Origin of the sequence: Thalassobaculum fulvum, assembly GCF_014652915.1 — a bacterium.
Lineage (GTDB): Bacteria > Pseudomonadota > Alphaproteobacteria > Thalassobaculales > Thalassobaculaceae > Thalassobaculum_A > Thalassobaculum_A fulvum.
The window spans coordinates 108,641-133,244 of record NZ_BMZS01000016.1 but is presented as its reverse complement, the minus strand read 5'-3'; the positions used below and the strand labels follow the sequence as shown (position 1 = coordinate 133,244).

Below are 24,604 nucleotides of genomic sequence, written 5' to 3'. Positions count from 1 at the left end.
ACGCCGCCGCCGGCCGCGCGGCCGGCGGCGGCGTCAGAGTCGGGGACGTGCGGCCCGGCGGCGTGAGCGCCGGTGCGGTCGCGAGCGGGCCGGCCGGGGCCGGTGCATAGCCCCGCGGCGGCGTCCGTCCCAGGGTGCTGGGCAGCGGGGCATAGCGCGGCGCGTCCGGGCGGCGCAGCCAGTTCGGGGCCGGCGCCTGGTCGCCGGCCATGGCCGGCGCGCCAGGGCGGCCGGAGGAATAGGCGCCGCGCTGCGAAGGCTGGATGGCGGCGAGCGAGCCGACCCGCGGGTCGTAGCCGAGTTCGCCGACCGGGGTGCCGGGGCGAAGCATCTCGGGAACCGTCGGCGCCGGGCCGAGGCTCTCCAGCACGCCGAGGTCCACGGTCACGTCGCGACGGTCGTCGCCGATCTGGTACGGCACCTGGGCCGTCGCCGCTCCGGCCGCGAGGGCAGCCGCCGCCGCGACCATGATGCCGGCGAGCGTGCGTGATCCCCTCATCGTTCCTCCCGGTGAACGTCTTTCGACGATTCGTTATACCAGAGGCGCCCGGCGCGACAACACCGGGCGCCGCGGCCACCGGTCCGGAGAGGGCTTCAGGCCGCGCCGGCCTTCGACTTCGCGTTCCGGAAAAGCTTCAGCATCGGGCCGTGCAGATGGTCGTTGGCGGCCACGATATCCCCCGATTCGAGCACATTGGCGCGCGCCTGGAAATCGGAAACGTAACCGCCAGCCTCCCTGACCAGCAGCAGGCCGGCGGCGATGTCCCACGGATTCAGCCGCATCTCCCAGAACCCGTCGAACCGGCCGGCCGCGACCCAGGCGAGGTCGAGGGCGGCGGCGCCGAAACGGCGCACCCCGGCGCAGTTCTCCATGACGGCGCGCTGGTAGGTCATGAAGCGATCGTGGTCGCCGCCGAGCCCGGTGACCGGGATGCCGGTGGCGAACACCGCCTCCTGCAGGTTGCGCCGTCCGGACACCCGCAGGCGCCGGTCGTTCAGGAACGCCCCGCCGCCCTTCTCCGCCCAGAAGAACTCGTCGGTCAGCGGCTGGTAGACCGCGCCGGCGACGATCTCGCCGTTCTCCTCGGCGGCCACCGAGATCGCGAAGTGCGGGATGCCGTGCAGGAAGTTCAGGGTGCCGTCGAGCGGATCGACGATCCAGCGCCGGCCGCGCGGATCGTCGGTCTCGACCTTGCCGGACTCCTCCATCAGGAATCCGAACTCGGGACGTGCCCGGCTCAGCTCGTCCTTCAGGATCTTCTCGGCCTGATGGTCGGCGGTCGACACGAAGTCGACCGGTCCCTTTTTCGAGACCTGCAGGTTCTCGACCTCGCCGAAGTCGCGCTTGAGGCTGCGCGAGGCCTTCTGGCAGGCCTTGAAGACCACGTTGTACAGGGCCGAACGGGCGGCCATCGGCGTTCTCCCGAAGGTGACACAGGCGCGGCCGCGCGGATCGCGGCCGGTTGCACGCTCAGTCCTTGGCGCGCTCGACGTAGGTGGCGTCCTCGGTCTTCACCACGATCCGGGTGCCGGTCTCGATGAACGGCGGCACCATGACGCGGACGCCGTTCTCGAGCACCGCCGGCTTGTAGGAGCTCGACGCGGTCTGGCCCTTCACCACGGCGTCGGCCTCGACGACCTCCATCACCACGGTGTCGGGGAGCACCACCGACAGCGGCTCTTCCTCGTAGGACTCGATCTGGACCTCCATGCCGTCCTGCAGGAAGGCCGCCGGCTCACCGACCAGCTCGACGTTGATCGGCGTCTGCTCGTAGGTCTCGCTGTCCATGAAGGTCAGCATGTCGCCCTCGCGGAACAGGAAGGTCGCCGCGCGCTGTTCCAGGCGCACCCGCTCGACCTGCTCGTCGGCGCGGAACCGCTCGTTCAGCTTGGTACCGGAGCGGATGTCCTTCATCTCGACCTGGTTGAAGGCGCCGCCCTTGCCGGGCTTCACGGCCTGGGTCTTGGTGACCACCCACAGCCGATTCTGGTGCTCGATCACGTTGCCGATGCGCACCGCGTTGCCGTTGATCTTCATGGCCGGAATTCCGTGACTGACATGGGATGCCCGGAGACGCGCAGGCGCCGGCACCTGCGATTCCGGGACGCGCGGGCTTGTATCAGGCGAGGCGCGCGGAGTCTACGCTCCGGCCATCGCCTTCTCGAACGCCTTGACGGCGGCGCCGGGTCCCTGCGGGTGGTTCCACACCGCACCGACCACCGCGAGGAAGTCGGCGCCGGCCTCGACCAGCGGGCGGCAGTTCTCCGGGGTGATGCCGCCGATGGCGACGCAGGGCACCAGCGCGATGTCCTGCCACCACTCCAGGATCTCCAGCGGGGCGCGGGCCTTGGCCTCTTTGGTCCCGGTCGGGAAGAACGCGCCGAACGCCACGTAGTCGGCGCCGGCCTCGGCCGCCTCCATCGCCAGGTGGCGGCTGGCGTGGCAGGTGACGCCGATCATCGCCCGGCCGCCCAGCAGCCGGCGCGCCTCGGCGTAGGGGGTGTCGTCCTGGCCGACATGCACGCCGTCGCAGCCGGTCGCCAGCGCCAGGTCCGGGCGGTCGTTCATCAGCACCGGCACGCCCCGCGCGTGGCTGACCTCCAGCAGGCGCTCGGTCACGCGCTTGACGCTGTCGTCGTCGATGTCCTTCAGGCGGATCTGCAGGCAGGCCACCGGCCCGGCGTCGAGCGCCTCGGCCAGCCGGTCGGCGAAGCCGTCGACGTCGTCGATGCGGGGCGGGGTGATCAGGTAGAGCTGGGTGGGGGCGCGTTCATCGAGCGTCGCCCCCGACCCGGTGTCATTGTGGCTCACGCCCTTGCGGCTCACGCCTTGCGGTAGATGTCGATGATCTGGCCGAGCATCGCCAGGGCCTCGTCGCGCGGCCGCTGGAAGGTGTTGCGGCCGATGATCGAGCCGTTCGCACCGCCGGCGGCGAGCTCGCGGATCTCGCCCAGGATGCCGTCCAGGTCCTTCGCCTCGCCGCCCGAGAACACCACGATGCGGCGGCCGTTGAACGACGCCTGCATGACGTGGCGGATGCGGTCGGCCAGGGTGTCGGTCTTGATCTTCTGGGCCTCGTACACCTTCTTGGCGGCATCCAGGCCCATGGCGGCGGTCGGCGGCTTCACCTTGATGATGTGGGCGCCCATCAGGGCCGCCATGTGCGCGGCGTAGGCGCAGATGTCGACCGCGGTCTCGGCCTCCTTCACGAGGTTGCCGCCGCGCGGATACGACCACATCACCACCGCCAGGCCGACCGACTTGGCCTCCTCGGCCATCTCGCGGATCTGCCCCATCATCTCGAACTGCGCGTCCGACCCCGGGTAGATCGTGAAACCGATCGCCGAGCAGCCGAGGCGCAGGGCGTCCATCACCGAGCCGGTGATGGCCTGGGACGGGGCTTCCTTGTCGCGGGCCAGGCTGTTCGAGGAGTTGACCTTGAGGATGGTCGGGATGGCGCCGGCGAAGCTGTCGGCGCCGGCCTCCAGCATGCCGAGCGGGGCGGCGTAGGCCGACAGCCCGGCGTCGATCGCCAGCTTGTAGTGGTAGTGCGGGTCGTAGGCCGGCGGGTTCGGCGCGAAGCTGCGCGCCGGGCCGTGCTCGAAGCCCTGGTCGACCGGCAGGATGACCAGCTTGCCGGTGCCGCCCAGCTTGCCCTGCATCAGGATGCGGGCGAGGTTGGCCTTGGTGCCCGGGTTGTCGCTCTCGTAGCAGTCCAGGATCTTCTTGACCCGCTGGGTGATCTTCATCGTCGTCTCCTTGGGGATCCGGCAGAGGCCTGATGTCAGAGGGTGCGGGCGATCGCCGCCGCGGTGTCGAGCATCCGGTTCGAGAAGCCCCACTCGTTGTCGTACCAGGACAGCACGCGCACCAGCTCGCCCTCGATCACCTGGGTCTGCTTCAGGTCGGCGGTCGAGCTGTGGCTGTCGTGGTTGAAGTCGCTGGAGACCAGGGGTGCCGTGTTGATGCCGAGGACGCCCTTGAGGGCGTTGCTCCCGGCGGCCGCCTCGAGCGCCGCGTTGACCTCCTCGACGGTGGTCTTCTTCTTCGGCACGAACTTGAAGTCGATGACGCTGACGTTCGGGGTCGGCACCCGGATCGAGGTGCCGTCGAGCTTGCCCGCCAGCTCCGGCAGCACCAGGCCGACCGCCTTGGCCGCGCCGGTCGAGGTCGGGATCATCGACATCGCCGCCGCACGGGCCCGGTGCAGGTCCTTGTGCATGGTGTCCAGGGTCGGCTGGTCGCCGGTGTAGGAGTGGATCGTGGTCATGTAGCCGCGCTCGATGCCGATCGCGTTGTGCAGCACGAAGGCGACCGGGGCGAGGCAGTTGGTGGTGCACGACGCGTTCGAGAGAACGGTGTGCTCCTTGCCGATCTTGTCGTGGTTGACGCCGTACACGACCGTCAGGTCGGCGCCGGTCGCCGGGGCCGAGATCAGCACCCGCTTGGCGCCGGCCTCCAGGTGCAGGGCGGCCTTCTCGCGCGCCGTGAAGATGCCCGTGCATTCCAGCGCGATGTCGACGCCCAGCTCGCCGTGCGGCAGCTTGGCGGGATCGCGCTCGGCGGTCACCTTGATCTTGCCCTTGCCGATGTCCATCCAGTCGTCGCCGGTCGCGACCTGGCCGGGGAACCGGCCGTGGACGCTGTCGTAGCGGAACAGGTGGGCATTGGTCTCGACCGGGCCGAGGTCGTTGATCGCCACCACCTGCAGGTCGTCCCGCCCGCTCTCGTACAGGGCGCGCAGCACCAGCCGGCCGATCCGCCCGAACCCGTTGATCGCGATCTTCGTCGCCATGGACACTTCCTCCTCGACCCTACGTCAACCTTCACCCGGCAGCCGGGTTGCGGCCATCGCCGCCCGAATTCAGTCTTCCTTCGCCGCCAGCAGCCGGCGGGCCTCGTCGGCCACCGCCTGCGGCGTGATCCCGAAGTGCTCGTAAAGCTTCTCGTACGGACCCGACGCGCCGAAGGTCGACATGCCGACGAAGCCGCCGTCCGGACCGATATCGGCCTCCCACGGCATCCGCACGCCGGCCTCGACCGCCACCCGCACGGCGCCGTCGCCCAGGACCTGGGCGCGATACTCCGCGTCCTGGCCGGCGAACAGCTCGCGGCACGGCATCGACACCACGGCGGCGCCGATGCCGTCGGCGGCCAGCAGGTCGCGCGCCTTGCGGGCGATGTCGACCTCGGAGCCGGTGGCGATCAGCGTCACCCGGCGGCCGCCGTCGGCCTCCAGCAGCACGTAGCCGCCGCGGCGCGACCGGTTGTCGCCCGAGTGCACGGTCCGCACCGCCGGCAGACCCTGGCGGGTCAGCGCCAGCACCGACGGGCCGTCGCGGCGCTCCAGCGCCAGCTGCCAGCACTCGGCGGTCTCGATCGCGTCGGCCGGCCGGTGCACGTGCAGGTTCGGGATGCAGCGCAGGGCCGCCAGCTGCTCGACCGGCTGGTGGGTCGGGCCGTCCTCGCCGAGGCCGATGGAGTCGTGGGTCATCACGAACACCACCCGGATGCCCATCAGCGCGGCCAGGCGGATCGACGGCCGGCAGTAGTCGGTGAACACCAGGAAGGTGCCGCCGTAGGGCACCACGCCGCCGTGCAGCGCCATGCCGTTCATGGCGGCCGCCATGGCGTGCTCGCGAACGCCGTAGTGGAGGTAGCTGCCGGCCGCGTCGTCGCGGGTGAACGGCTGCTGCGCCTTGACCTTGGTGTTGTTGGAGCCCGACAGGTCGGCCGAGCCGCCCAGCAGTTCCGGCATCACCGGCGCGATCGCCTCGATCGCGCGCTGCGAGGCGACGCGGGTCGCCAGCTTCGGCGGGTCGGAGGCCAGGGTGGCCTTCAGGGACTGCACGGCGTCGGCGAGGTCTTCCGGCAGCTCGCCCGCCATCACCCGCTCGAACTCGGCGCGGACCGCCGGGTCGACGGCTTCCAGCCGGCCCAGCCAGGCCTCCTGCTCGGCCGCGCCGCGGTCGCCGAGGCGCATGCCGACCGCCATCACCTGGGTCGGGATCTCGAACGGCGGGTGCGGCCAGCCGAGCGCCTCGCGGGCGCCGGCGATCTCGGTCGCGCCGAGCGGCGCGCCGTGGCTGCCGGCGGTCCCGGCCTTGGTCGGCGCGCCGAAGCCGATGGTGGTCCGGCAGGCGATCAGCGACGGCCGCGGATCGGCGGCGGCTTCCGCCAGCGCCGCCGACAGCGCCGCCGGGTCGTGCCCGTCGCAGGCGACCACGTGCCAGCCGTAGGACCGGAAGCGGGCCTGCACGTCGTCGGACAGGGTCAGGCTGGTCGGGCCGTCGATCGAGATGTGGTTGTCGTCCCACAGCACGTTCAGCCGGCCGAGGCCGAGATGGCCGGCCAGCGACGCCGACTCGTGGCTGATGCCCTCCATCAGGCAGCCGTCGCCGGCGATCACCCAGGTGCGGTGGTCGACCAGGTCGTCGCCGAACCGGGCGTTCAGGTGACGCTCGGCGATCGCCATGCCGACGGCGTTGCCGAAGCCCTGGCCGAGCGGGCCGGTGGTGGTCTCGACGCCGGCGGCGTGGCCGTATTCCGGGTGACCGGGGGTCTTCGAGCCGAGCTGGCGGAACTGCCTCAGCTCGTCGATGGTCATGTCCGGATAGCCGGTCAGATGAAGCAGCGAGTACAGCAGCATCGAGCCGTGGCCGGCCGACAGCACGAAGCGGTCGCGGTCCGGCCAGTCCGGGCGGCGGGGATCGAAGCGGAGCTGCTCTGAGAAAAGCACCACGGCCGCGTCGGCCATGCCCATCGGCATGCCGGGGTGGCCGGAGTTGGCGGCCTCCACCGCGTCCATCGACAGCGCACGGACGGCGCTCGCGAGGGACTTGTGGTCGGCGGGGGACAGAGCGGCGCCGCGGGCCGAGGGCGTAGATGTCATGGCGCGTGTCGCGGGATCGGGGGCGGGCCGGACTCGGCCGGCGCCTTGGTGGCGCGGAAAATACCGCTCCGGGATGGCGCGTCAAGCCGTGCGTGGGGCCGGGGGTGGGCATGGCTCGGCTGCGTGCCGGTCGCGTTGACGGGCGGACCCTGCCGCCGGTATCATGCGCCGCTTCAAGGTCGCAGGCTTACGCCTTGAATCGCGGGAACCTTGGAGTTGGGCAACCGGCGAAGCGCGATCTCGAACCACGAGAGGCAATCCACATGTCGCGACTGGCGACGGCGCGGGACAGGCTGGAGAAGGCGGTGGCCCGGCTGGAGGCCGCGCTCGACGGACTCGGGGACGCGGACGGGGTCGGCGACGCCGCGCTGAAGGCGGAGCTGGCGGCGGTCAAGCGCGACTATGCGGCACTGGCCAGGACCGCCGAGGAGGTCGACGGCCGCCTGCAGCGCACGATCGGCCGGCTCGAGCTCGTGCTGGAGAACTGAGGCGTGGCGCAGGTCGACATCCAGATCAACGGCAAGGCCTACCGGATCGCCTGCGAGGACGGGCAGGAGCCGCGGCTGCGCGACCTGGCGCAGATGGTCGACGCCCACGTCAAGGACCTGGTCGGCCAGGTCGGCCAGGTCGGCGACACGAGGCTGCTGGTGATGGCCAGCCTGCTGGTGGCCGACGAGCTGATGGACCTGCGCGACGCCGCCCACGTGGTCGACGAGGGCGAGGAGGAGTTCAGCCCGAGCGAGCTGGACGACCTCGCGCTGTCGGTCGAAGGACTGGCCGAGCGCATCGAGCGTATTGCGGGACGGCTCGAGGCTTCCTAGATTGGGGCTCGACGGGGCTGCGCGGTGCGTTAGGCCGACTTTACCCCTGGGGCGATACCATCCTTCAAGGGAGCTGCCTCTGTCGGGACCGAGGTCTCGGCATTGCGGCGCCCACCTGCTTGGCAGGCCACAGAAGGGTATGCACTGACCGACGGCCGAGGCGGCTCCGTCACGCTTCCTGCCCGAGACCGGCCGAGACGTCTCGGGCCCTGCCGGCCCCGACCTTCCTGGAGCTCATGACCGACCGAGACGAGCCGGAAACCTACGTCGACCTGGACGAGTTGCGCGCCGCCAAGGCGGCGCTTCGCCGTCCGATGCGGGAACGCCGCGCGGAGATCGCCGCGGCGGCGCCCGATGCGGGTTCCCGGGTAGCCGCTCTGGTCGCCGCCTCGTTCGCCCCGGCCGGCGGCACCGTGGTCGCCGGCTACTGGCCGATGCGCGACGAACTGGATCCGCGCCCGACCCTGTCCGAGCTGTCGGCCCGCGGCTGCCGGATCGCCCTGCCGGTGGTGGCGGCGCCCGGCGAGCCCCTGGTGTTCCGGGCCTGGGACGAGGACGAGCCGCTGGAGCCGGGCCCGTACGGCACCATGCAGCCGGGCGAGGCCGCCGACGTTGTGGAACCGCAGCTCCTGCTCATCCCCATGCTCGCCTTCGACCGGGCCGGCCGCCGACTCGGCTATGGCGGCGGGTTCTACGACCGGACGCTGGCCGGCCTGCGCGGCCGGTTCGCGGTCCAGGCGATCGGCATCGCCTATGCCGGGCAGGAGGTCGACTCGGTCCCGGCGGGACCCGAGGATGCCCGGCTCGACGGCGTGGTGACCGAGCGCGCCTATCTCGACTTCACGGAGTAATCGCGTTGCGTCTGCTGTTCCTGGGCGACGTGGTCGGGCGTTCCGGCCGCACCGTCGTCACCGAGCGCCTGCCGGGCCTGATCCGCGACCTCGGGGCCGATTTCGTGATCTGCAACGGCGAGAACGCCGCCGCCGGCTTCGGCATCACCGCCAAGATCTGCACCGAGCTGTACGACGCCGGGGTCGACGTGATCACCACCGGCAACCACGTCTGGGACCAGCGCGAGATCCTCGACTACATCGCCGACGACCCGGCGCTGCTGCGCCCGGTCAACTTCCCGGCCGGCGCGCCCGGTACCGGGGCCGGGGTGTTCGAATCGCACCGCGGCCACCGGGTGCTGGTGATCAACGTCATGTGCCGGCTGTTCATGGACCCGCTCGACGACCCGTTCGCCGCGGTCGAGAAGGCGATCGAGGGCTGGGCGCTCGGCCAGGACGCCGACGCCATCGTGGTCGACCTGCACGGCGAGGCGAGCAGCGAGAAGATGGCGTTCGGCCACGCCTTCGACGGAAGGGTGTCGCTGGTGGTCGGCACCCACACCCACGTGCCGACCGCCGACACCATGATCCTGGCGAACGGCACCGCCTACCAGACCGACGCCGGCATGTGCGGCGACTACGACAGCGTGATCGGCATGAAGAAGGAAGCGCCGATCGACCGCTTCACCCGCAAGCTGCCGACCCCGCGCCTGGAGGCGGCCGACGGCGAGGCGACCCTGTGCGGCGTGTTCGTCGAGACCGACGATTCGACCGGCCTGGCCAAGCGCGTGGCGCCGGTCCGGCTCGGCGGCGTGCTGAGCCAGGCGATGCCGGGGTAGGGCGGTCTCGCGGTCTCCCGTTCACGCCTATTGGTAGTCGCGCCCGAAGGCGCGATAATCCGGCGATCGTGGCTTGGAGCGTCGGGGGACTGGCAAGGCCATGTCGACATCGTGGTGACCGCCCAGGGCAAGAATTCCGGTGGGAATTCCGGTGACAGTGCACTGAATTGGGAATTCCGGTGACAGTGCACTGAATTGGGAATTCCGGTGACAGTGCACTGAATTGACCGCCGCCGCCCACTCTGCCAGGATCTGCCGATGGCCCGCATGGCGCGCACCGTGATCCCCGGCATCCCGCACCACGTCACCCAGCGGGGCAACGGCCGGGCGCGGACCTTCCTCGAGGACGACGACTACCGGTTCTACCGCGACCGGCTCGGCGCCGAGTGCCGGGCGGCCGGCGTCGAAGTGTGGGCCTGGGTGCTGATGCCGAACCACGTGCACCTGGTCCTGACCCCGGGCGACGAGGACGGCCTCAGGCGCGCGCTCGCCCGGCTGCACCGCGCCCATGCCGGGCGGATGCACGCGCGGCTCGGGCGCACCGGGCATTTCTGGCAGGGCCGGTTCGGCTGCGTGGCGATGGACGAGCCGCACCTGATGGCGGCCCTGCGCTACGTCGCGCTCAACCCGGTGCGCGCCGGGCTCGCCGCGCGGGCCGAGGACTGGCCGTGGTCGAGCGTGCACGCCCAGCTCGGGCGGGTCGGCGGCTCGGGGCTCGACGGGGGCGCGGGGCTCGACGGGGGCGACGGCGTGACCGACACCGCGCCGGTCGCCGAGCGCTATCCGGACTTCGCGGCGCTGCTGGCGGCGGACGAGGGCGTCGACGAGTTCCGGGCGCTGCGGCGGGCCGAGAGCGTCGGCCGGCCGCTCGGCGACGACGGTTTCCTCGACCGGCTGGAGGCGCTCACCGGCCGGCGGCTCAAGCCCGGGAAGCCGGGGCCGAAGCCGAAGACGAGTGCACTGTCACCGAAATAAGCGCCGGAACGATTTTCGGGATTCGGGCGTGCGCGGGGCGGTGTATTCTAGGATCATGAGCGGCGCGGGTTCGGCAGGGGCGGTCACGGCGGAGGAGCAGGCGCGCCGGCAGCGCGTCCTGCGGCTGTTCCACGCGCGCAACCTCGCGCTGCGCGAACCGTCGGCCGCCGCGGCGTATGCCCGGCTGATCGACGCGCTCGGCGACGGCAAGGGCCCGGCCCTGCACGCCGCCCTGCTGCGGCGGGTCCTGATGATCGACCCGACCGATGAGGCCGCCAACGAGGCGTTCCTGCTGCTCGACCGCGCCGGCGACCGGCGGACCCTGCGGCGGATGCGGCGCTGCCTGGTCGCGCATCCGTCGTCCTACGCCGGCCTGCTGTACGGCGGCATGGTGCTGCGCAACCACGACCGGCTGGACGAGGCGGTCCGCTGCATGGAGCGGGCGCTGGCGATCGATCCCGGGGCCAACCAGCCGAAAGAGCAGCTCTGGAAGATCCGCGAGAACTGGGGCTGGGGCGGCCGCGGCGAGATCGGCCGGTTCGTCGACCGCACCGAGCCCGACGCCGACGAACGGTTCTTCCGGACCACGGCGGCCCGGTTCTTTCCGCGGCATATCGAGGACTTCGACGACCTCGAGCTGGTCATGCGGCGCGACATCTTCCACGGCTACCTGCCGGACCGGCCGGTCATCGCCTCGGACAAGTCGGTGGTGACGATCGGCTCGTGCTTCGCCCAGCACATCCGGCAGTTCCTGATCCGCCACGGCCGGCACGCCGACCGGGTGCCGATCCCCGAGGGCCTGAACAACACCTTCGCGGTGCGCCAGTTCGTCGACTGGGTCGAGGGCCGCGACGAGCTGGTCTATTCCTACGAGAAGGCCGCCGACGGCCGGATGGAGCGCTGGGACGCCGACAAGGACCGCGAGGCGTTCCGCAAGGCCCTGGCCGCGGCCGGCGGCTTCATCGTCACCGTCGGGGTCGCCGAGGTCTGGAAGGACCGGACTACCGACGGGGTGTACTGGCGCGGCGTGCCGGCCAGCCAGTTCGACCCCGGCCGCCACGAGCACATGCTGAGCACGGTCGAGCAGAACGCCGAGAACCTGCTGGCGATCTGCGACGGGCTGCGCCGGCTGGCCGGCGACGTGCCGGTGGTGTGCACCCTGTCGCCGGTGCCGCTGATCGCCACCATGCGCGAGGGCACCTCGATCTTCGCCGCCGACGCGGTCAGCAAGTCGACCCTGCGGGTCGCCATCGAGACCGCGCTGCAGCGGTCCGGGGGCCGGCTGCGCTACTGGCCGTCCTTCGAGGCGTTCCGCTGGCTCGGCGGGCACCTGGGCCGCTCGCTGTACGGCGGCGAGGACAACCCCCGCCACCCGGACCCGGAGATGATCGGCCGGGTCATCAAGCTGTTCGTCGAGCACTACTTCGAGCCGGTCGCCTGACGGCGCTGCCGGCGCCGGCGTCTCGCACGTCAAAACCCGCGACGCCGGACGGCCCGCATGCTAGAAGCGCGCCGGCGCCGCATCGGCGTCGGGCCGGAGCGCGTCCCCCTTCGGGCGGTGATGCGCCGGACCCCCACATCTGGTATAGAGGCAGCAACCGCGGCACGAGTCGTCGCGGTCGGGAGTGTATGAGATGGCTGGTCATTCCCAGTTCAAGAACATCATGTACCGCAAGGGCGCGCAGGATAAGAAGCGCGCCAAGATCTTCACGCGCCTGACCCGCGAACTGCAGGTGGCCGCGAAGGCCGGCGACGACCCGGCGTCCAACCCGGCGCTTCGCTCCGCCATCCAGGCGGCGCGCAAGGAGAACATGCCGAAGGACAACATCGAGCGGGCGATCAAGAAGGGCGCGGGCGGCGGCGACGACACCAACTTCGAGGAAATGCGCTACGAGGGTTACGGCCCGGGCGGCGTGGCGATGATCGTCGACACCCTGACCGACAACCGCAACCGCACCGCCTCGGAGGTGCGTTCGACCTTCTCGAAGTTCGGCGGCAACCTCGGCGAAACCAACTCGGTGTCTTTCATGTTCAGCCGGGTCGGCCAGATCGTCTATCCGGCCGAGGCCGGCAGCGCCGACGACGTGCTGGAGGCGGCGATCGAGGCCGGCGCCGAGAACGCCGAGTCGACCGAGTCCGAGCACGAGGTCACCTGCGCGGTCGAGGATTTCCACGCCGTCCGCGAGGCGCTGGAGGACAAGCTCGGCCCGGCCCAGTCGGCGCAGCTCACCTGGAAGCCGCTGAACACCGTGGCGGTCGACGAAGACCAGGCTGGCACCCTGCTCAAGCTGTTCAACCAGCTCGAGGACAACGACGACGTCCAGCAGGTCTCGGCGAACTTCGAGATCCCGGACGAGGTGATGGCGAAACTGACGGCCTGATCGGGGCAATCCGAATCGGCCAAACGGAGGCCTGGATGCGGCTGATCGGGCTCGACCCCGGCCTGCGCAACACCGGATGGGGCGTGATCGAGACCGACGGCCACGCGCTCCGGCACGTCGCCGACGGCACCGTGCGCTCCGACGGCGACGCCCCGATCGCCACCCGGCTGACCCAGCTCTACGACGCCGTGCTCGAACTGATCGAGCGCTGGCGGCCGGCCGAGGCGGCGGTCGAGGAGACCTTCGTCAACCGCAACCCGGAATCGACCCTCAAGCTCGGCCTGGCCCGCGGCGTCGTGCTGCTGGCGCCGGCCAAGGCCGGCCTGCCGGTCGCGGAGTACGCCCCGAAGCGGGTCAAGAAATCGGTGGTCGGGACCGGCAGCGCCACCAAGGAACAGGTGCAGGCGATGATCGCCACGCTGCTGCCCGGTGCCCGGATCGCCGGCGCCGACGCGGCCGACGCTCTGGCGGTGGCGGTCTGCCACGCGCACTACGTCCAGGCCCGGAACTCCTACGGCACGACCGCCGGTACCGCGGTCCGCAAGTCGGCGGCCGGCTCGACCGTGCAGCCCGGCCTGCAGCGGGCGATCGCCGCGGCGCTGGCCAAGGAAGCGGGGGGTGCGCGGTCGTGATCGCCAAGCTGAAGGGCATCCTGGACTCGCTGGCCGACGGTGCGGCGGTGATCGACGTCGGCGGGGTCGGCTATCTGGTGTTCGCCTCGGCCCGCACCCTGACCGCCCTCGGCCAGCCCGGGGCGGCGGTGTCGGTGCTGGTCGACACCCATGTGCGCGAGGACCACATCCACCTCTACGGCTTCGCCTCGGCGGCCGAGCGGACCTGCTTCCGGATGCTGCAGACCGTGCAGGGGGTGGGGGCGAAGCACGGGCTGTCGATCCTGTCGGTGCTGTCGCCGGACGAGGTGTTCACGGCGATCGCCGCCCAGGACCGGGCGATGCTGACCCGGGCCGACGGGGTCGGCCCGAAGCTGGCGCAGCGCATCGTGAACGAGCTGAAGGACAAGACCGTCAACGTGGCGCTCGGGCTCGGCGCCGACGCCACCGCCCCGGCTCGGGCCGCCGCGGTCGCCGGCCATGCCGGTGACGACACCATGGCCGATGCAGTGTCGGCCCTGGTCAATCTCGGCTACGGCCGGGCCGAGGCGTTCGGTGCCGTCAGCAATGCTCGCCAGGCGCTCGGCGAGGCGGCGGCGCTCGACAGGCTGATCACCCTCGGCCTGAAGGAGCTGGCGTCGTGACCACCGACGACGACGCGCCCGACCGGCTGATCGACGGCGAGCGGGCGCCCGAGGACGCCGGCGAGACCAGCCTGCGGCCGCAGACCCTGGACGACTTCACCGGCCAGCAGGCGGTGCGCCGGAACCTCAAGGTGTTCATCGAGGCGGCCCGCGGCCGCGGCGAGGCGCTGGACCACGTGCTGCTGTTCGGCCCGCCCGGCCTCGGCAAGACCACGCTGGCCCAGATCGTCGCGCGCGAGCTCGGCGTGAACTTCCGGGCGACCTCCGGCCCGGTGATCGCCAAGGCCGGCGACCTGGCGGCGCTGCTGACCAATCTCGGGCCGCGCGACGTGCTGTTCATCGACGAGATACACCGCCTCAATCCTGCCGTAGAGGAAGTGCTCTATCCGGCCATGGAGGACTTCCAGCTCGACCTGATCATCGGTGAGGGGCCGTCGGCGCGTTCGATCCGCATCGACCTGCCGCCATTCACCCTGGTGGCGGCCACCACGCGGTCGGGCCTGATCACCCGGCCGCTGCGCGAGCGCTTCGGGATTCCACTGCGGCTGGAGTTCTACAGCCCCGAGGAACTGACCGGCATCGTCCGGCGCGGCGCCCGCCTGCTGGACCTCGACCTGGCCGAGGACGGGGCCGCCGAGATCGCCCGCCGGGCCCGCGGAACCCCGCGGGTGGCCGGGCGTTTGCTGCGGCGGGTGCGCGATTTCGCGGCGGTCGCCGGCAGCGGCCGGGTCGATGCCGGGATCGCCGACGCCGCGCTCACCCGCCTCGACATCGACCGTCGCGGGCTGGACGCCATGGACCGACGCTATCTCGCCTGCATCGCCGAGAACTACGGGGGCGGCCCGGTCGGTGCCGAGACCCTCGGGGCGGCGCTGGGCGAACAGCGCGACGTCATCGAGGAGGTCATCGAGCCGTACCTGATGCAGCAGGGCCTGCTGCAGCGGACCCCGCGCGGCCGCGTCCTGTCGGCCTCGGGCTGGCGCTATCTCGGCCTGACGCCGAGCGCGGTGGCCGCCGCCCAGCTCGAGCTGCTGCCGGGCGATGTCCCGGACGACGAACCGCTGGGGGACGGCGACACGCTGGGGGACGGCGATGGCTGAACCCGCTGCGGCCGTCGGGCCGCTCGCCGGCGGCGAGTTCCGGTTCCCGGTGCGCGTGTACTACGAGGACACCGATGCCGGCGGCATCGTCTATCACGCCAACTACCTGCAGTTCGCGGAACGGGCTCGCACCGAGACCCTGCGGCGCCTCGGCATCGACCAGTCGCGGCTGCGCGACGAACACGACGTGATCTTCATCGTGCGCCGCTGCACCATCGACTACCGGGCCCCGGCGCGTCTCGACGACGCGCTGGAGGTCCGGACCCGGATGACCGGCTGGCGGGGCGCTTCGATCGAGGCCGAGCAGACGGTCCACCGGCGCGGCGAGGACGGGGCGCTGGTCGCCCTCGACCTCACTATCGCCTGCGTGAACGGCAGGGGGCGGCCGGTCCGGATCCCCGGGCCGGTTCGCGAGGCCTTCGAGCGGGCGGCGGGCGACGGTTCGGCGGGCCACGGGGCGGCGGGCGCCGCGTAATCAGCGACGAGGAAGCGTATGGATCAGACCGCACAGATTGCGCTCGGGACGGCTGCGGCCGAGGTGTCCACCCTGAGTATCTGGGACCTGTTCCTGGCGGCCGACCCGATCGTGAAGGGCGTGATGTTCATGCTGCTGATCGCGTCGGTGATCTGCTGGGCGATCATCTTCGACAAGACCTTCAAGATGCGCTCGCTGCGGCGCCGCGCCTCGGACTTCGAGGAGGCGTTCTGGTCGGGCGGGTCGCTCGAGGACCTGTACGACCGGATGGGCAACCATCCCGAGGACCCGATGTCGGCGGTATTCGCCTCGGCGATGCGCGAGTGGCGGCGCTCGGCGGCGCGCGGGCTCACCGCGAAGGGCAACGAGATCCGGGCCAGCCTGCGCCAGCGCATCGACCAGGTGATGGCGCTAACCGTCTCGCGCGAGATGGAGGCGCTCGAGAAGCGCATGACCTTCCTGGCCTCGGTCGGGTCGACGGCGCCGTTCATCGGGCTGTTCGGCACGGTCTGGGGCATCATGAACAGCTTCCAGTCGATCGCGGCGTCCAAGAACACCAGCCTGGCGGTCGTCGCCCCCGGCATCGCCGAGGCGCTGTTCGCGACCGCGCTCGGCCTGGTGGCGGCGATCCCGGCGGTGATCTTCTACAACAAGATCTCCAGCGACCTCGGCAAGTACGCCGCCCGGCTGGAGGGCTTCGCGTCGGAGTTCGGATCGATCCTGTCGCGTCAGCTGGACGAGGGGCAGTAGGCCGTGGCCGCTCCGATCATCAAGGCCGGAGGCAACGGCCGGCGGCGGTACCGGCCGCTCAGCGAGATCAACGTCACGCCGTTCGTCGACGTGATGCTGGTGCTGCTGATCGTGTTCATGGTCACGGCGCCTCTGTTGACCGTCGGCGTGCCGGTCGACCTGCCGAAGACCGAGGCGGCGCAGCTCACCGACCAGGTCGAGCCGCTGGTGATCACGGTGCGGGCCGACGGCAGCATCTACCTGCAGGAGACCGAGGTCGCCGCCGACCAGCTGGTGCCGCGCCTGACCGCGATCACCGGCGCCAAGGCCGACACCCGGATCTTCGTGCGCGGCGACCGGCGGATCGCCTACGGCTCGGTGATGGAGGTGATGGGGATGGTCAGTGCCGCCGGCTTCACCCGGGTGGCGCTGCTCGCCGAGCTGCCGGAACCCCCGGCGTCGGCGACGCGGTGAGCTGACGAGGCGGCCATGACCCGCGGCCTGACGCTGTCGGTTGCCCTGCATATCGTCCTGGTCGTGTTCACGATCATCGGGCTCCCGGAGCTGTTCCGGCCGACGCCGCTGGAGGACCGGCTGATGGTGGTCGACGTGGTCACCGTCGGCTCCATCACCAACGCGCCGCCGCCGGCCGAGGCTGCGGAGAAGCCGGACGCGCCGAAACAGACCGCCAAGGCCCGGCCCGAGTCTCCGAAGACCCCGCCGCCGCCACCCTCGGCAGCACCGCCACCGCCGCCGCCGCCGACCCCGAAGATCGATCCCCCGAAGGTCGAGGCGCCGCAGGCCGCGGTGCCGAAGTCGGAGCCGCCGAAGGCCCAGGCCGCGCGGTCCGCCCAGGTGCAGCCCGCGTCGCAGGCCGACCGCCCGGCGCCGGCCCCGGCGCCCAAGGCGCCGTCCGCCGAGGCGGTGCCGGTTCCCAAGCCGGACGCGGTCGCCGCGGCCGAGCGGGTTCCGCTGCCGAAGCCGAAGCCGGAGCCGGCCGCGACCGCCGAGGCCGTGCCGGTTCCGACCGCCAAGCCGCAGGAGGCCAGCAAGCCGGCGCCCGAGCCGGCGCCCGAGCCGGCGGCGGTACCGCTGCCGACCCCGAAGCCGGAAGAGGCGAAGAAGCCGGAGCCGGAGCCCGAGAAGCCGAAGCCGGCGGAGGCCGCCAAGCCCGAGGCGCCGAAGGCCGAGCCGTCGAAGCCGGAGCCCGAGGCGGTCAAGGCCGCCGAGGCCTCGCCGGCGCCGCCGCCACCGGTTCCGGTGTCGCGCCCGACGCCGCCGAAGAAGCCGGCCAAGACCCAGACCGCCGCCAAGGAGACGCCGCCGGCGCCCGAGGAGAAGAAGAAGCCGGAGCAGGCCGACGACTTCCTGAACGTGCTGAAGACCGTCCAGCGGATGAAGCAGACCGCCTCGGCGCCGGCCGAGACGGACAAGGCGGCGCCGCAGACGACCGATTCGACTGCGCGCCGGTCGAACTTCGACGCCGATCGGCCGTTGTCGGTTTCCGAGATGGACGCGATCCGCCAGCAGATCGCACGATGCTGGCTGGTGCCGGCAGGTGCGAAGGAGGGCGAGTCCCTGGCCGTCGAGATCCGCGTTCGCATGAACCCCGACCGGACGGTGCGCGAGGCCGAAGTCGTCGAGTCGGGACGCATGCGCTCCGACCCGTTCTTCAGGGCGGCGGCGGAGTCCGCGCTGCGGGCCCTGCGCAACCCGACCTGCACCCCACTCAACCTCCCGCCGGAGAAGTACGAGACATGGAAAAGCTTCACGATCACGTTCGATCCGAGGGACATGCTGTCCTGACGCCGCACACGCCGGTCCGTCCCGTGGCCGAACCGTCGCGTGCCGACCTGTCTCGCCGCGGCCTCGGTCGGCTGGCGCTCGGCGGAGCGCTGGCGGGCGGGCTTGCCGGCGGCGTCGCCGGCTTCGCCCGACCGGCCGCGGCGGAGCTGCGGATCGACATCACCCAGGGCCGGGTCGAGCCGCTGCCGGTGGCGATCGCCGACTTCAAGGGCCAGGGCATCGAGGCGACCCGGATCGGCCGCGAGGTCGCCGGCATCATCCGGGCCGACCTGGAGCGCTCCGGCCTGTTCGCCCCGATCGACCAGCAGGCGTTCATCCAGACCGACCTGGAGTTCGACGCGGTGCCGCGCTTCGGCGACTGGCGGCTGATCAACGCCCAGGCGCTGGTGCACGGCCGGGTGACGGAGCTGGGCAACCGGCAGGTGCGGGTCGACTTCCGGCTGTGGGACGTGTTCGCCGAGCAGTACATGACCGGCACCACCCTGACGGTGATTCCCGAGTCGCTCCGGCGGGCGGCCCACATCATCGCCGACATGATCTACAAGCGAATCACCGGCGAGGACGGCTATTTCGACAGCCGGATCGTCTACATCGCCGAGGAGGGGCCGCAGAACCGCCGGCGCAAGCGCATGGCGATCATGGACCAGGACGGCGCCAACCATCAGTTCCTGACGGATTTCGGCACTCTGGTCCTCACCCCCCGGTTCTCTCCGACCCACCAGGAGATCACCTATCTCGCGTACTACAACAACAAGCCGCGGGTTTATATTTTCAACCTCGACACCGGTCAGCAGGAAGTACTGGGTGACTTCCCCGGAATGACTTTCGCGCCGCGGTTTTCGCCCGACGGAAATCAGGTGATCATGAGCCTGGCCCGGGACGGCATCACCGACCTGTACCGCATGGACCTGCGCACCCGCAGCGTCACCCGGCTGACCAACAGCACGTCGATCGACACCTCGCCGAGCTTCTCGCCGGACGGCACCCAGGTGGTGTTCAACTCCGACCGCGGCGGCTCGCAGCAGCTGTACCTGATGGATTCGAACGGCGCCGGCGTCCGCCGCATCAGCTTCGGCCAGGGCCGCTATGCAACGCCGGTATGGTCGCCCCGCGGAGATCTCATAGCGTTCACCAAGATCACCGGCGGCGAGTTTCACATTGGGGTGATGCGGGTCGACGGATCCGGCGAGCGGTTGCTGGCCAGCGGCTTCCTCGTCGAGGCGCCGAGCTGGGCCCCGAATGGCCGGGTTCTGGTGTATTTCAAGCAGCAACGCACCGATTCCAGCGGGCGCGGCGGCGAGTCGAAGCTCTACACGATCGACCTCACCGGCTACAACGAGCGCGAGCTGGTGACCCCGTTGGATGCGTCGGATCCTGCCTGGAGTCCGTTGTTGCGTTGAAGTCCTGATCGACGGAGCCCCTTGCTTCGTCAAGCGTTACGCAAGTATAAGGGGCCTCGCTCGCGGTCGGGGGCCGGGCGGAGATACGTGCGACCGACCAAAAGGCAAGGCCCGGAGGAAGGGGTCCCAGCGGACCACCAGAGGGGGCGGGGCGCCAGGGTTCACACATCTCCAGAGGGATGACCTATCATGCGCATGAAGTTGTTGAGCGTTTTCGCCGTCGTCGCGCTGCTCGCCGCGTGCGAGACCGCTCCGACCGACGGTCAGGCGGGGGCCGGCACCGGCGGCGTCCAGAGCACTACCGCGCCGGCCCCGGCTCCGGCAGGCCCGACTCCGGGCACCAACGAGGATTTCGTCGTCAACGTCGGCGACCGCGTGTTCTTCGCGTTCGACAGCTCCGAGCTGACGGCCGAGGCCCGCACCACGCTGGAGAAGCAGGCTTTCTGGCTGCGCAAGTACCCGCAGACGACCGTCACCCTCGAAGGTCACTGCGACGAGCGCGGCACCCGCGAGTACAACCTGGCCCTGGGCGAGCGGCGCGCTGCCGCGGCCCGCGACTACATGGTCTCCCTCGGCGTCGACCCGAGCCGCGTGACGACGATCTCCTACGGCAAGGAGCGTCCGGCGGTCCTCGGCTCGAACGAGGAGGCGTGGGCCCAGAACCGGCGTTCCGTCACCGTCATCAACTGACGGACACGCAGTCGAGAGCGTGAACCGACGGCCGCGGCACGCCCGCGGCCGTCGGCGCCTTTTCGGGGGTCGCTTCTCGGGCGCCTCATTTTCGCCGTGGGATTCGGATATGGATCGGCCCATGACGCGCTACGGCCTCGCATTGCTTCTCATCGCGGCGTCCGTCGCCATCACCGGCCGCCCGGCGGCCGCCCAGCAGGACGTCTCTGCCCTCGTCGACCGGCTCGGTCGGCTGGAGCGCACGGTGACCGACCTGCAGCGCAGCGTATACGCCGGCCAGACCCCGCCGGCCGGCAGCCTGAGCGGCCCGGTCGACGCCGGTGCCCAGGCGGCGTTGCCGAACCTGCTCACCAAGGTCCAGCAGCTCGAGACCCAGATCCGGGCCCTGACCGGGCGGGTCGAGGAACTCGGCTACCGCCTCGACCGGGTCGGCACCAAGGTCGACAAGATCCAGTCCGATACCGACCTGCGACTGCAGGCGCTGGAAGGCGGCTCGGCCGCCGGTCCCGGCGCCGCGGCCGCCCCGTCGACCGCCCCGTCCGACTCCGCCGCCGGGACCGGCCAGACGCCGGGGGCGCCGCCGCGCACCTTCGGCCAGCTGACCCAGTCCGAGGCCCAGCAGGCCACCGCCGCCACTCCCGCCCCGCCGCAGCAGCAGGCCGCACTGACCGGCGGCTCGGTCCAGGAGCGGTACGAGGCGGCTTTCAACATGCTGGTCAAGCACGACTACGACCGCGCCCAGGAGGCGTTCTCGGCATTCGTGCAGGCCCATCCCGACGACCCCCTGGCCGGCAACGCGCAGTACTGGCTCGGCGAGACCTACTATGTCCGCCAGCGCTATCAGGACGCGGCGGTCGCGTTCCTGGAGGGCTACCAGAAGTACCCGAAGAGCCCGAAGGCGGCCGACAACCTGCTGAAGCTCGGCATGGCGCTGGCCCAGGTCGGCCAGAAGGCCGAGGCCTGCACCACCTTCGGGCGGCTGCAGCAGGAATTCCCGGACATGCCGACCAACATCAAGCGCCGCCTGGTCCAGGAGACCGAGCGGCTGAAGTGCGGGTCCTGACCGGCCTGGCGCCGCCCGTCGTCCCGGACCCGGCGGACGTGCTGCCAGTCGACGCCGCGGCCTTCGCCGCCCGGCTCGAGCCGCTGCTGGCCGACGCCGAGGGATCGCTCGCCGTCGCCGTCTCCGGCGGGCCGGACAGCTTGGCATTGCTGTACCTGGCCGATCGCTGGGCCAGATCCCGCGTGGGCCGCCTGATCGTCTACACGGTCGACCATGGGCTGCGGGCCGCGGCGGCCGGCGAGGCGGCCGCGGTCGCCCGGCTGTCGACGGCGCTGGGCCGGCCGCACCGGACCCTGGCCTGGACCGGCCCGAAGCCGGCCGCCGGCCTGCAGGCGGCGGCCCGCGCGGCCCGCTACCGCCTGCTGCTGGACGCCTGCCGGCGCGATGCGATCGGAGCGCTGCTGCTGGCGCATCACCGGGACGACCAGGCCGAGACCGTGCTGCACCGGATCGATCGCGACACCGGGCCGGAGGGACTGGCCGGCATGGCGCCGTCGCGCAGCCTCGACGGCGTACGCCTGCTGCGGCCGCTGCTCGACCTGCCGAAGGCGCGGCTGCTGGCGACCTGCCGGGCCGCCGGCATCGCCTGGGCCGACGATCCGTCCAACCGCGACCCGCGGTTCGCCCGGACCCGGCTGCGCGAGCTGGCGCCGGCGCTGGCGGCGGCCGGCGTCACGGCCGAGCGCCTGGGCCGGCTGGCGGCCGCGATGACCGGCGCGCGCACCGCTTTCGACGGCTTTGTCGCGGCTTGGCTCGAGGCGCATGCCGAGATCGGGCCGGCCGGCTCGGTGACGGTCGACCGCGCGGCGCTGAACGCGGCCCCGGCGATGCTGCGCGACCGGCTGGTCGAGCGGGTCCTGCGCGCGGTCGGCGGCGGCGGCTATCCGCCGCGCAGCGAGCGGCTGGCGCGCCTGCTGGCCTGGATCGGCGACGCGACACCGGCCGCGGGCGTCCGGACTCTGGCCGGGTGCCGGATCGAGTGCGGCCGCGAAAGCGTGACGGTCCTGCGCGACTGGCGCCAGGCCGACGGTCCGGTCACGGTCGCCGCCGGCGGCCGGGCCCGATGGGACGGCCGGTTCGAGGTCGAGAACCCGACCGACCGGCCGGTCCGGGTCGAGGCCTGCGGCACCGAGGGGTGGCGACGATGGCGGCGTACGGCGCCCGCGCGGGCGGTCGCCGCCGGAGCGTCGATCCCGCATGCGGCGCGGCTGGCATTACCGGCCGTCGTCGACCTTGACGGGGGTATCGCCCTCCCCCACCTTGTACCCAGCGCTGCTGCGCCGTCCGGTTGGGTCGGAGAGGCGGTCCGGGTGAGGTTTCGGCCGCCCGGTCTGCCGGTCGCGACCGATCGGATCTTCGGCGGCGGGAGCGGATTCCGACCCACACTGCCGTGCAATGGAAGGCAGGCTACGTGAACAATTTCGGCAAGAATCTGGCCCTCTGGATCATCATCGGCGTCCTGCTGGTGGCGCTGTTCAACCTGTTCAACGGGTCGACGCCGCGGACCAGCCAGTACAGCCTGCCGTACTCGGACTTCCTGTCCGAGGTGGAGTCCGGCCGGGTCAACCAGGTCACCATCCAGGGCAACACCATCACCGGGCACTTCTCCGACGGGCGCGGGTTCTCGACCTACGCGCCGGAGGACGCCAACCTGGTGAGCCGGCTGAGCAACGCCGGCGTGCGGATCTCGGCGGCGCCGCCGGAAGAGGGCATGTCCGGCGTGCTGGGGATCCTGATCTCCTGGTTCCCGATGCTGCTGTTCATCGCGGTCTGGATCTTCTTCATGCGCCAGATGCAGGGCGGCGGCGGCAAGGCCATGGGCTTCGGCAAGAGCCGGGCGCGGTTGCTGACCGAGAAGACCGGCCGGGTGACCTTCGACGACGTCGCCGGCATCGACGAGGCCAAGACCGAGCTCGAGGAGATCGTCGAGTTCCTGAAGGACCCGCAGCGCTTCCAGCGCCTGGGCGGCAAGATCCCCAAGGGCTGCCTGCTGGTGGGCCCGCCGGGCACCGGTAAGACGCTGTTGGCCCGCGCCATCGCCGGCGAGGCCAACGTGCCGTTCTTCACGATCTCCGGCTCCGATTTCGTGGAGATGTTCGTCGGCGTCGGCGCCAGCCGTGTCCGCGACATGTTCGAGCAGGGCAAGAAGAACGCCCCCTGCATCATCTTCATCGACGAGATCGACGCGGTCGGCCGCCATCGCGGCGCCGGCCTCGGCGGCGGCAACGACGAGCGCGAGCAGACCCTGAACCAGCTGCTCGTCGAGATGGACGGCTTCGAGGCGAACGAGGGCGTGATCCTGATCGCCGCCACCAACCGGCCGGACGTGCTGGACCCGGCGCTGCTGCGCCCGGGCCGCTTCGACCGCCAGATCGTGGTGCCGAACCCGGACATCCTGGGCCGCGAGAAGATCCTCAAGGTCCACATGCGCAAGGTGCCGCTCGGTCCGGACGTCGACGCCCGCACGATCGCCCGCGGCACCCCGGGCTTCTCCGGCGCCGACCTCGCCAACCTGGTCAACGAGGCCGCCCTGCTGGCCGCCCGCAAGGGCAAGCGCGTGGTCGGCATGACCGAGTTCGAGGAGGCCAAGGACAAGGTCATGATGGGCGCCGAGCGTCGCTCCATGGTCATGACCGAGAACGAGAAGAAGCTGACCGCCTATCACGAGGCCGGGCATGCCATCGTGGCGCTGCACTGTGCCGACAGCGACCCGATCCACAAGGCCACCATCATCCCGCGCGGCCGGGCGCTCGGCATGGTCATGCGCCTGCCCGAGGGCGACCGGATCTCGCTGTCGCGGGCCAAGCTGATGGACGACCTGCGGGTCGCCTGCGGCGGCCGTATCGCCGAGGAGTTGATCTTCGGCGAGGACCGCATCACCACCGGCGCGTCCTCGGACATCCGCATGGTGTCGGACATGAGCCGGCGGATGATCACCGAGTGGGGGATGAGCGACAAGCTCGGCTTCCTGGCCTATTCGGCGGACCAGCAGGAGGTGTTCCTGGGCCACTCGGTGACCCAGCAGAAGAATGTCTCCGACGCCACCGCCAAGGTGATCGACGAGGAGATCCGGCGGATCACCGACGGCGCCTACGAGGACGCCCGGCGCATCCTCGGCGAGCACCTGGAAGACCTGCACACCCTCGCCAAGGGGCTGCTCGAGTACGAGACCCTGTCCGGCGACGAGATCAAGGATCTGCTGGCCGGTCGCCCGGTCGACCGCAACGGCGGCCGCGAGGACACCCAGAAGCCGGCCGCCGGCAGGCGTGCCTCGGTGCCGACCGGCGGCGCCGAGACCCCGGGCACCGGCGGCATGGAGCCGGATCCGCAGCCGGGCGACTGAGCCG

The 24,604-nt window shown here is 71.4% G+C and carries 25 protein-coding genes, 1 other RNA gene and 1 pseudogene; 20 read left to right on the top strand and 7 right to left on the bottom strand.

Annotation, left to right across the window (positions count from 1 at the left end; genetic code table 11):
• The 7 genes and pseudogenes from IE246_RS26980 to tkt all read right to left on the bottom strand — a co-directional run.
• Positions 1–499: pseudogene (locus IE246_RS26980) on the bottom strand (hypothetical protein); the annotation flags it as partial.
• A gap of 95 nt (positions 500–594) precedes the next feature.
• Entirely contained in the window at positions 595–1,413 is an 819-nt protein-coding gene (locus IE246_RS26975; protein WP_189995633.1) for an inositol monophosphatase family protein, read from the bottom strand.
• A gap of 58 nt (positions 1,414–1,471) precedes the next feature.
• A complete protein-coding gene (efp, locus tag IE246_RS26970) occupies positions 1,472–2,038 on the bottom strand; it encodes an elongation factor P (protein ID WP_189995631.1) in 567 nt (188 codons plus the stop codon).
• Positions 2,039–2,140: 102 nt separating this feature from the next.
• Complete coding sequence (gene thiE / locus IE246_RS26965) at positions 2,141–2,812, bottom strand: thiamine phosphate synthase (RefSeq protein WP_189995630.1); 672 nt, start codon at positions 2,810–2,812, stop codon at positions 2,141–2,143.
• 11 nt (positions 2,813–2,823) lie between these two features.
• The gene (locus tag IE246_RS26960; protein ID WP_189995627.1) at positions 2,824–3,750 is read right to left on the bottom strand and encodes a class I fructose-bisphosphate aldolase; all 927 of its coding nucleotides are present in this window, start codon (positions 3,748–3,750) and stop codon (positions 2,824–2,826) included.
• A gap of 35 nt (positions 3,751–3,785) precedes the next feature.
• A complete protein-coding gene (gap, locus tag IE246_RS26955; protein WP_189995626.1) occupies positions 3,786–4,796 on the bottom strand; it encodes a type I glyceraldehyde-3-phosphate dehydrogenase in 1,011 nt (336 codons plus the stop codon).
• A 69-nt stretch (positions 4,797–4,865) separates the two neighbouring features.
• Positions 4,866–6,893, bottom strand: a complete 2,028-nt coding sequence (gene tkt / locus IE246_RS26950) for a transketolase (protein WP_189995617.1) — start codon at positions 6,891–6,893, stop codon at positions 4,866–4,868.
• A gap of 263 nt (positions 6,894–7,156) precedes the next feature.
• Here tkt and IE246_RS26945 point away from each other — a divergent pair, with 263 nt between their 5' ends.
• The 20 genes from IE246_RS26945 (at position 7,157) to ftsH (ending at position 24,600) form a co-directional block, all read left to right on the top strand.
• Entirely contained in the window at positions 7,157–7,381 is a 225-nt protein-coding gene (locus tag IE246_RS26945) for a hypothetical protein (RefSeq protein ID WP_189995615.1), read from the top strand.
• Between the two features lie 3 nt (positions 7,382–7,384).
• Positions 7,385–7,714, top strand: coding sequence for a cell division protein ZapA (locus IE246_RS26940; protein WP_189995614.1), 330 nt, complete (start codon positions 7,385–7,387; stop codon positions 7,712–7,714).
• An 11-nt stretch (positions 7,715–7,725) separates the two neighbouring features.
• Positions 7,726–7,885, top strand: a non-coding RNA gene (ssrS, locus tag IE246_RS26935) — 6S RNA.
• A gap of 65 nt (positions 7,886–7,950) precedes the next feature.
• Positions 7,951–8,565 (top strand): 5-formyltetrahydrofolate cyclo-ligase, encoded by a 615-nt coding sequence (locus tag IE246_RS26930; RefSeq protein ID WP_189995612.1) that lies wholly within the window; start codon positions 7,951–7,953, stop codon positions 8,563–8,565.
• Positions 8,566–8,570: 5 nt separating this feature from the next.
• The gene (locus tag IE246_RS26925) at positions 8,571–9,383 is read left to right on the top strand and encodes a TIGR00282 family metallophosphoesterase (RefSeq protein ID WP_189995611.1); all 813 of its coding nucleotides are present in this window, start codon (positions 8,571–8,573) and stop codon (positions 9,381–9,383) included.
• A 258-nt stretch (positions 9,384–9,641) separates the two neighbouring features.
• Positions 9,642–10,358 carry a transposase gene (locus IE246_RS26920; protein WP_189995610.1) on the top strand — a complete coding sequence of 239 codons (717 nt, stop codon included), beginning with the start codon at positions 9,642–9,644 and terminating at the stop codon, positions 10,356–10,358.
• A 55-nt stretch (positions 10,359–10,413) separates the two neighbouring features.
• Complete coding sequence (locus IE246_RS26915; protein WP_189995609.1) at positions 10,414–11,799, top strand: GSCFA domain-containing protein; 1,386 nt, start codon at positions 10,414–10,416, stop codon at positions 11,797–11,799.
• A gap of 193 nt (positions 11,800–11,992) precedes the next feature.
• On the top strand, positions 11,993–12,739 hold the full coding sequence (locus tag IE246_RS26910) for a YebC/PmpR family DNA-binding transcriptional regulator (protein ID WP_189995608.1): 747 nt from the start codon (positions 11,993–11,995) through the stop codon (positions 12,737–12,739).
• 35 nt (positions 12,740–12,774) lie between these two features.
• Complete coding sequence (gene ruvC / locus IE246_RS26905) at positions 12,775–13,371, top strand: crossover junction endodeoxyribonuclease RuvC (RefSeq protein WP_189995607.1); 597 nt, start codon at positions 12,775–12,777, stop codon at positions 13,369–13,371.
• Complete coding sequence (gene ruvA, locus IE246_RS26900) at positions 13,368–13,994, top strand: Holliday junction branch migration protein RuvA (RefSeq protein ID WP_189995606.1); 627 nt, start codon at positions 13,368–13,370, stop codon at positions 13,992–13,994. Before ruvC ends, ruvA begins: the two co-directional genes overlap by 4 nt.
• A complete protein-coding gene (gene ruvB, locus IE246_RS26895; protein ID WP_189995605.1) occupies positions 13,991–15,094 on the top strand; it encodes a Holliday junction branch migration DNA helicase RuvB in 1,104 nt (367 codons plus the stop codon). Before ruvA ends, ruvB begins: the two co-directional genes overlap by 4 nt.
• On the top strand, positions 15,087–15,569 hold the full coding sequence (gene ybgC / locus IE246_RS26890; RefSeq protein ID WP_189995604.1) for a tol-pal system-associated acyl-CoA thioesterase: 483 nt from the start codon (positions 15,087–15,089) through the stop codon (positions 15,567–15,569). Before ruvB ends, ybgC begins: the two co-directional genes overlap by 8 nt.
• Before the next feature lie 18 nt (positions 15,570–15,587).
• Positions 15,588–16,319 (top strand): protein TolQ, encoded by a 732-nt coding sequence (gene tolQ, locus IE246_RS26885; RefSeq protein WP_189995602.1) that lies wholly within the window; start codon positions 15,588–15,590, stop codon positions 16,317–16,319.
• Positions 16,320–16,322: 3 nt separating this feature from the next.
• Positions 16,323–16,772, top strand: coding sequence for a protein TolR (tolR, locus tag IE246_RS26880; RefSeq protein WP_189995600.1), 450 nt, complete (start codon positions 16,323–16,325; stop codon positions 16,770–16,772).
• 15 nt (positions 16,773–16,787) lie between these two features.
• Entirely contained in the window at positions 16,788–18,104 is a 1,317-nt protein-coding gene (gene tolA, locus IE246_RS26875) for a cell envelope integrity protein TolA (protein WP_189995598.1), read from the top strand.
• A 23-nt stretch (positions 18,105–18,127) separates the two neighbouring features.
• The gene (gene tolB, locus IE246_RS26870) at positions 18,128–19,504 is read left to right on the top strand and encodes a Tol-Pal system beta propeller repeat protein TolB (protein ID WP_373297914.1); all 1,377 of its coding nucleotides are present in this window, start codon (positions 18,128–18,130) and stop codon (positions 19,502–19,504) included.
• A 189-nt stretch (positions 19,505–19,693) separates the two neighbouring features.
• On the top strand, positions 19,694–20,194 hold the full coding sequence (gene pal, locus IE246_RS26865) for a peptidoglycan-associated lipoprotein Pal (RefSeq protein ID WP_189995596.1): 501 nt from the start codon (positions 19,694–19,696) through the stop codon (positions 20,192–20,194).
• 121 nt (positions 20,195–20,315) lie between these two features.
• Positions 20,316–21,257, top strand: coding sequence for a tol-pal system protein YbgF (gene ybgF, locus IE246_RS26860; RefSeq protein ID WP_189995595.1), 942 nt, complete (start codon positions 20,316–20,318; stop codon positions 21,255–21,257).
• A complete protein-coding gene (gene tilS, locus IE246_RS26855) occupies positions 21,245–22,672 on the top strand; it encodes a tRNA lysidine(34) synthetase TilS (protein WP_189995593.1) in 1,428 nt (475 codons plus the stop codon). Before ybgF ends, tilS begins: the two co-directional genes overlap by 13 nt.
• Positions 22,669–24,600 carry an ATP-dependent zinc metalloprotease FtsH gene (gene ftsH, locus IE246_RS26850; protein ID WP_189995589.1) on the top strand — a complete coding sequence of 644 codons (1,932 nt, stop codon included), beginning with the start codon at positions 22,669–22,671 and terminating at the stop codon, positions 24,598–24,600. Before tilS ends, ftsH begins: the two co-directional genes overlap by 4 nt.
• Positions 24,601–24,604 lie beyond the last annotated feature (4 nt).

Bases quoted from the DNA above. Each gene is read 5' to 3' on its own strand.
- IE246_RS26945 (WP_189995615.1), top strand. From the start codon at position 7,157: ATGTCGCGACTGGCGACGGCGCGGGACAGGCTGGAGAAGGCGGTGGCC.
- ybgF (WP_189995595.1), top strand. From the start codon at position 20,316: ATGACGCGCTACGGCCTCGCATTGCTTCTCATCGCGGCGTCCGTCGCC.
- ybgC (WP_189995604.1), top strand. From the start codon at position 15,087: ATGGCTGAACCCGCTGCGGCCGTCGGGCCGCTCGCCGGCGGCGAGTTC.
- tolA (WP_189995598.1), top strand. From the start codon at position 16,788: ATGACCCGCGGCCTGACGCTGTCGGTTGCCCTGCATATCGTCCTGGTC.
- IE246_RS26975 (WP_189995633.1), bottom strand. From the start codon at position 1,413: ATGGCCGCCCGTTCGGCCCTGTACAACGTGGTCTTCAAGGCCTGCCAG.
- IE246_RS26910 (WP_189995608.1), top strand. From the start codon at position 11,993: ATGGCTGGTCATTCCCAGTTCAAGAACATCATGTACCGCAAGGGCGCG.
- IE246_RS26920 (WP_189995610.1), top strand. From the start codon at position 9,642: ATGGCCCGCATGGCGCGCACCGTGATCCCCGGCATCCCGCACCACGTC.
- gap (WP_189995626.1), bottom strand. From the start codon at position 4,796: ATGGCGACGAAGATCGCGATCAACGGGTTCGGGCGGATCGGCCGGCTG.
- IE246_RS26915 (WP_189995609.1), top strand. From the start codon at position 10,414: ATGAGCGGCGCGGGTTCGGCAGGGGCGGTCACGGCGGAGGAGCAGGCG.
- efp (WP_189995631.1), bottom strand. From the start codon at position 2,038: ATGAAGATCAACGGCAACGCGGTGCGCATCGGCAACGTGATCGAGCAC.
- tolQ (WP_189995602.1), top strand. From the start codon at position 15,588: ATGGATCAGACCGCACAGATTGCGCTCGGGACGGCTGCGGCCGAGGTG.
- IE246_RS26930 (WP_189995612.1), top strand. From the start codon at position 7,951: ATGACCGACCGAGACGAGCCGGAAACCTACGTCGACCTGGACGAGTTG.
- IE246_RS26960 (WP_189995627.1), bottom strand. From the start codon at position 3,750: ATGAAGATCACCCAGCGGGTCAAGAAGATCCTGGACTGCTACGAGAGC.
- tkt (WP_189995617.1), bottom strand. From the start codon at position 6,893: ATGACATCTACGCCCTCGGCCCGCGGCGCCGCTCTGTCCCCCGCCGAC.
- ruvC (WP_189995607.1), top strand. From the start codon at position 12,775: ATGCGGCTGATCGGGCTCGACCCCGGCCTGCGCAACACCGGATGGGGC.
- pal (WP_189995596.1), top strand. From the start codon at position 19,694: ATGCGCATGAAGTTGTTGAGCGTTTTCGCCGTCGTCGCGCTGCTCGCC.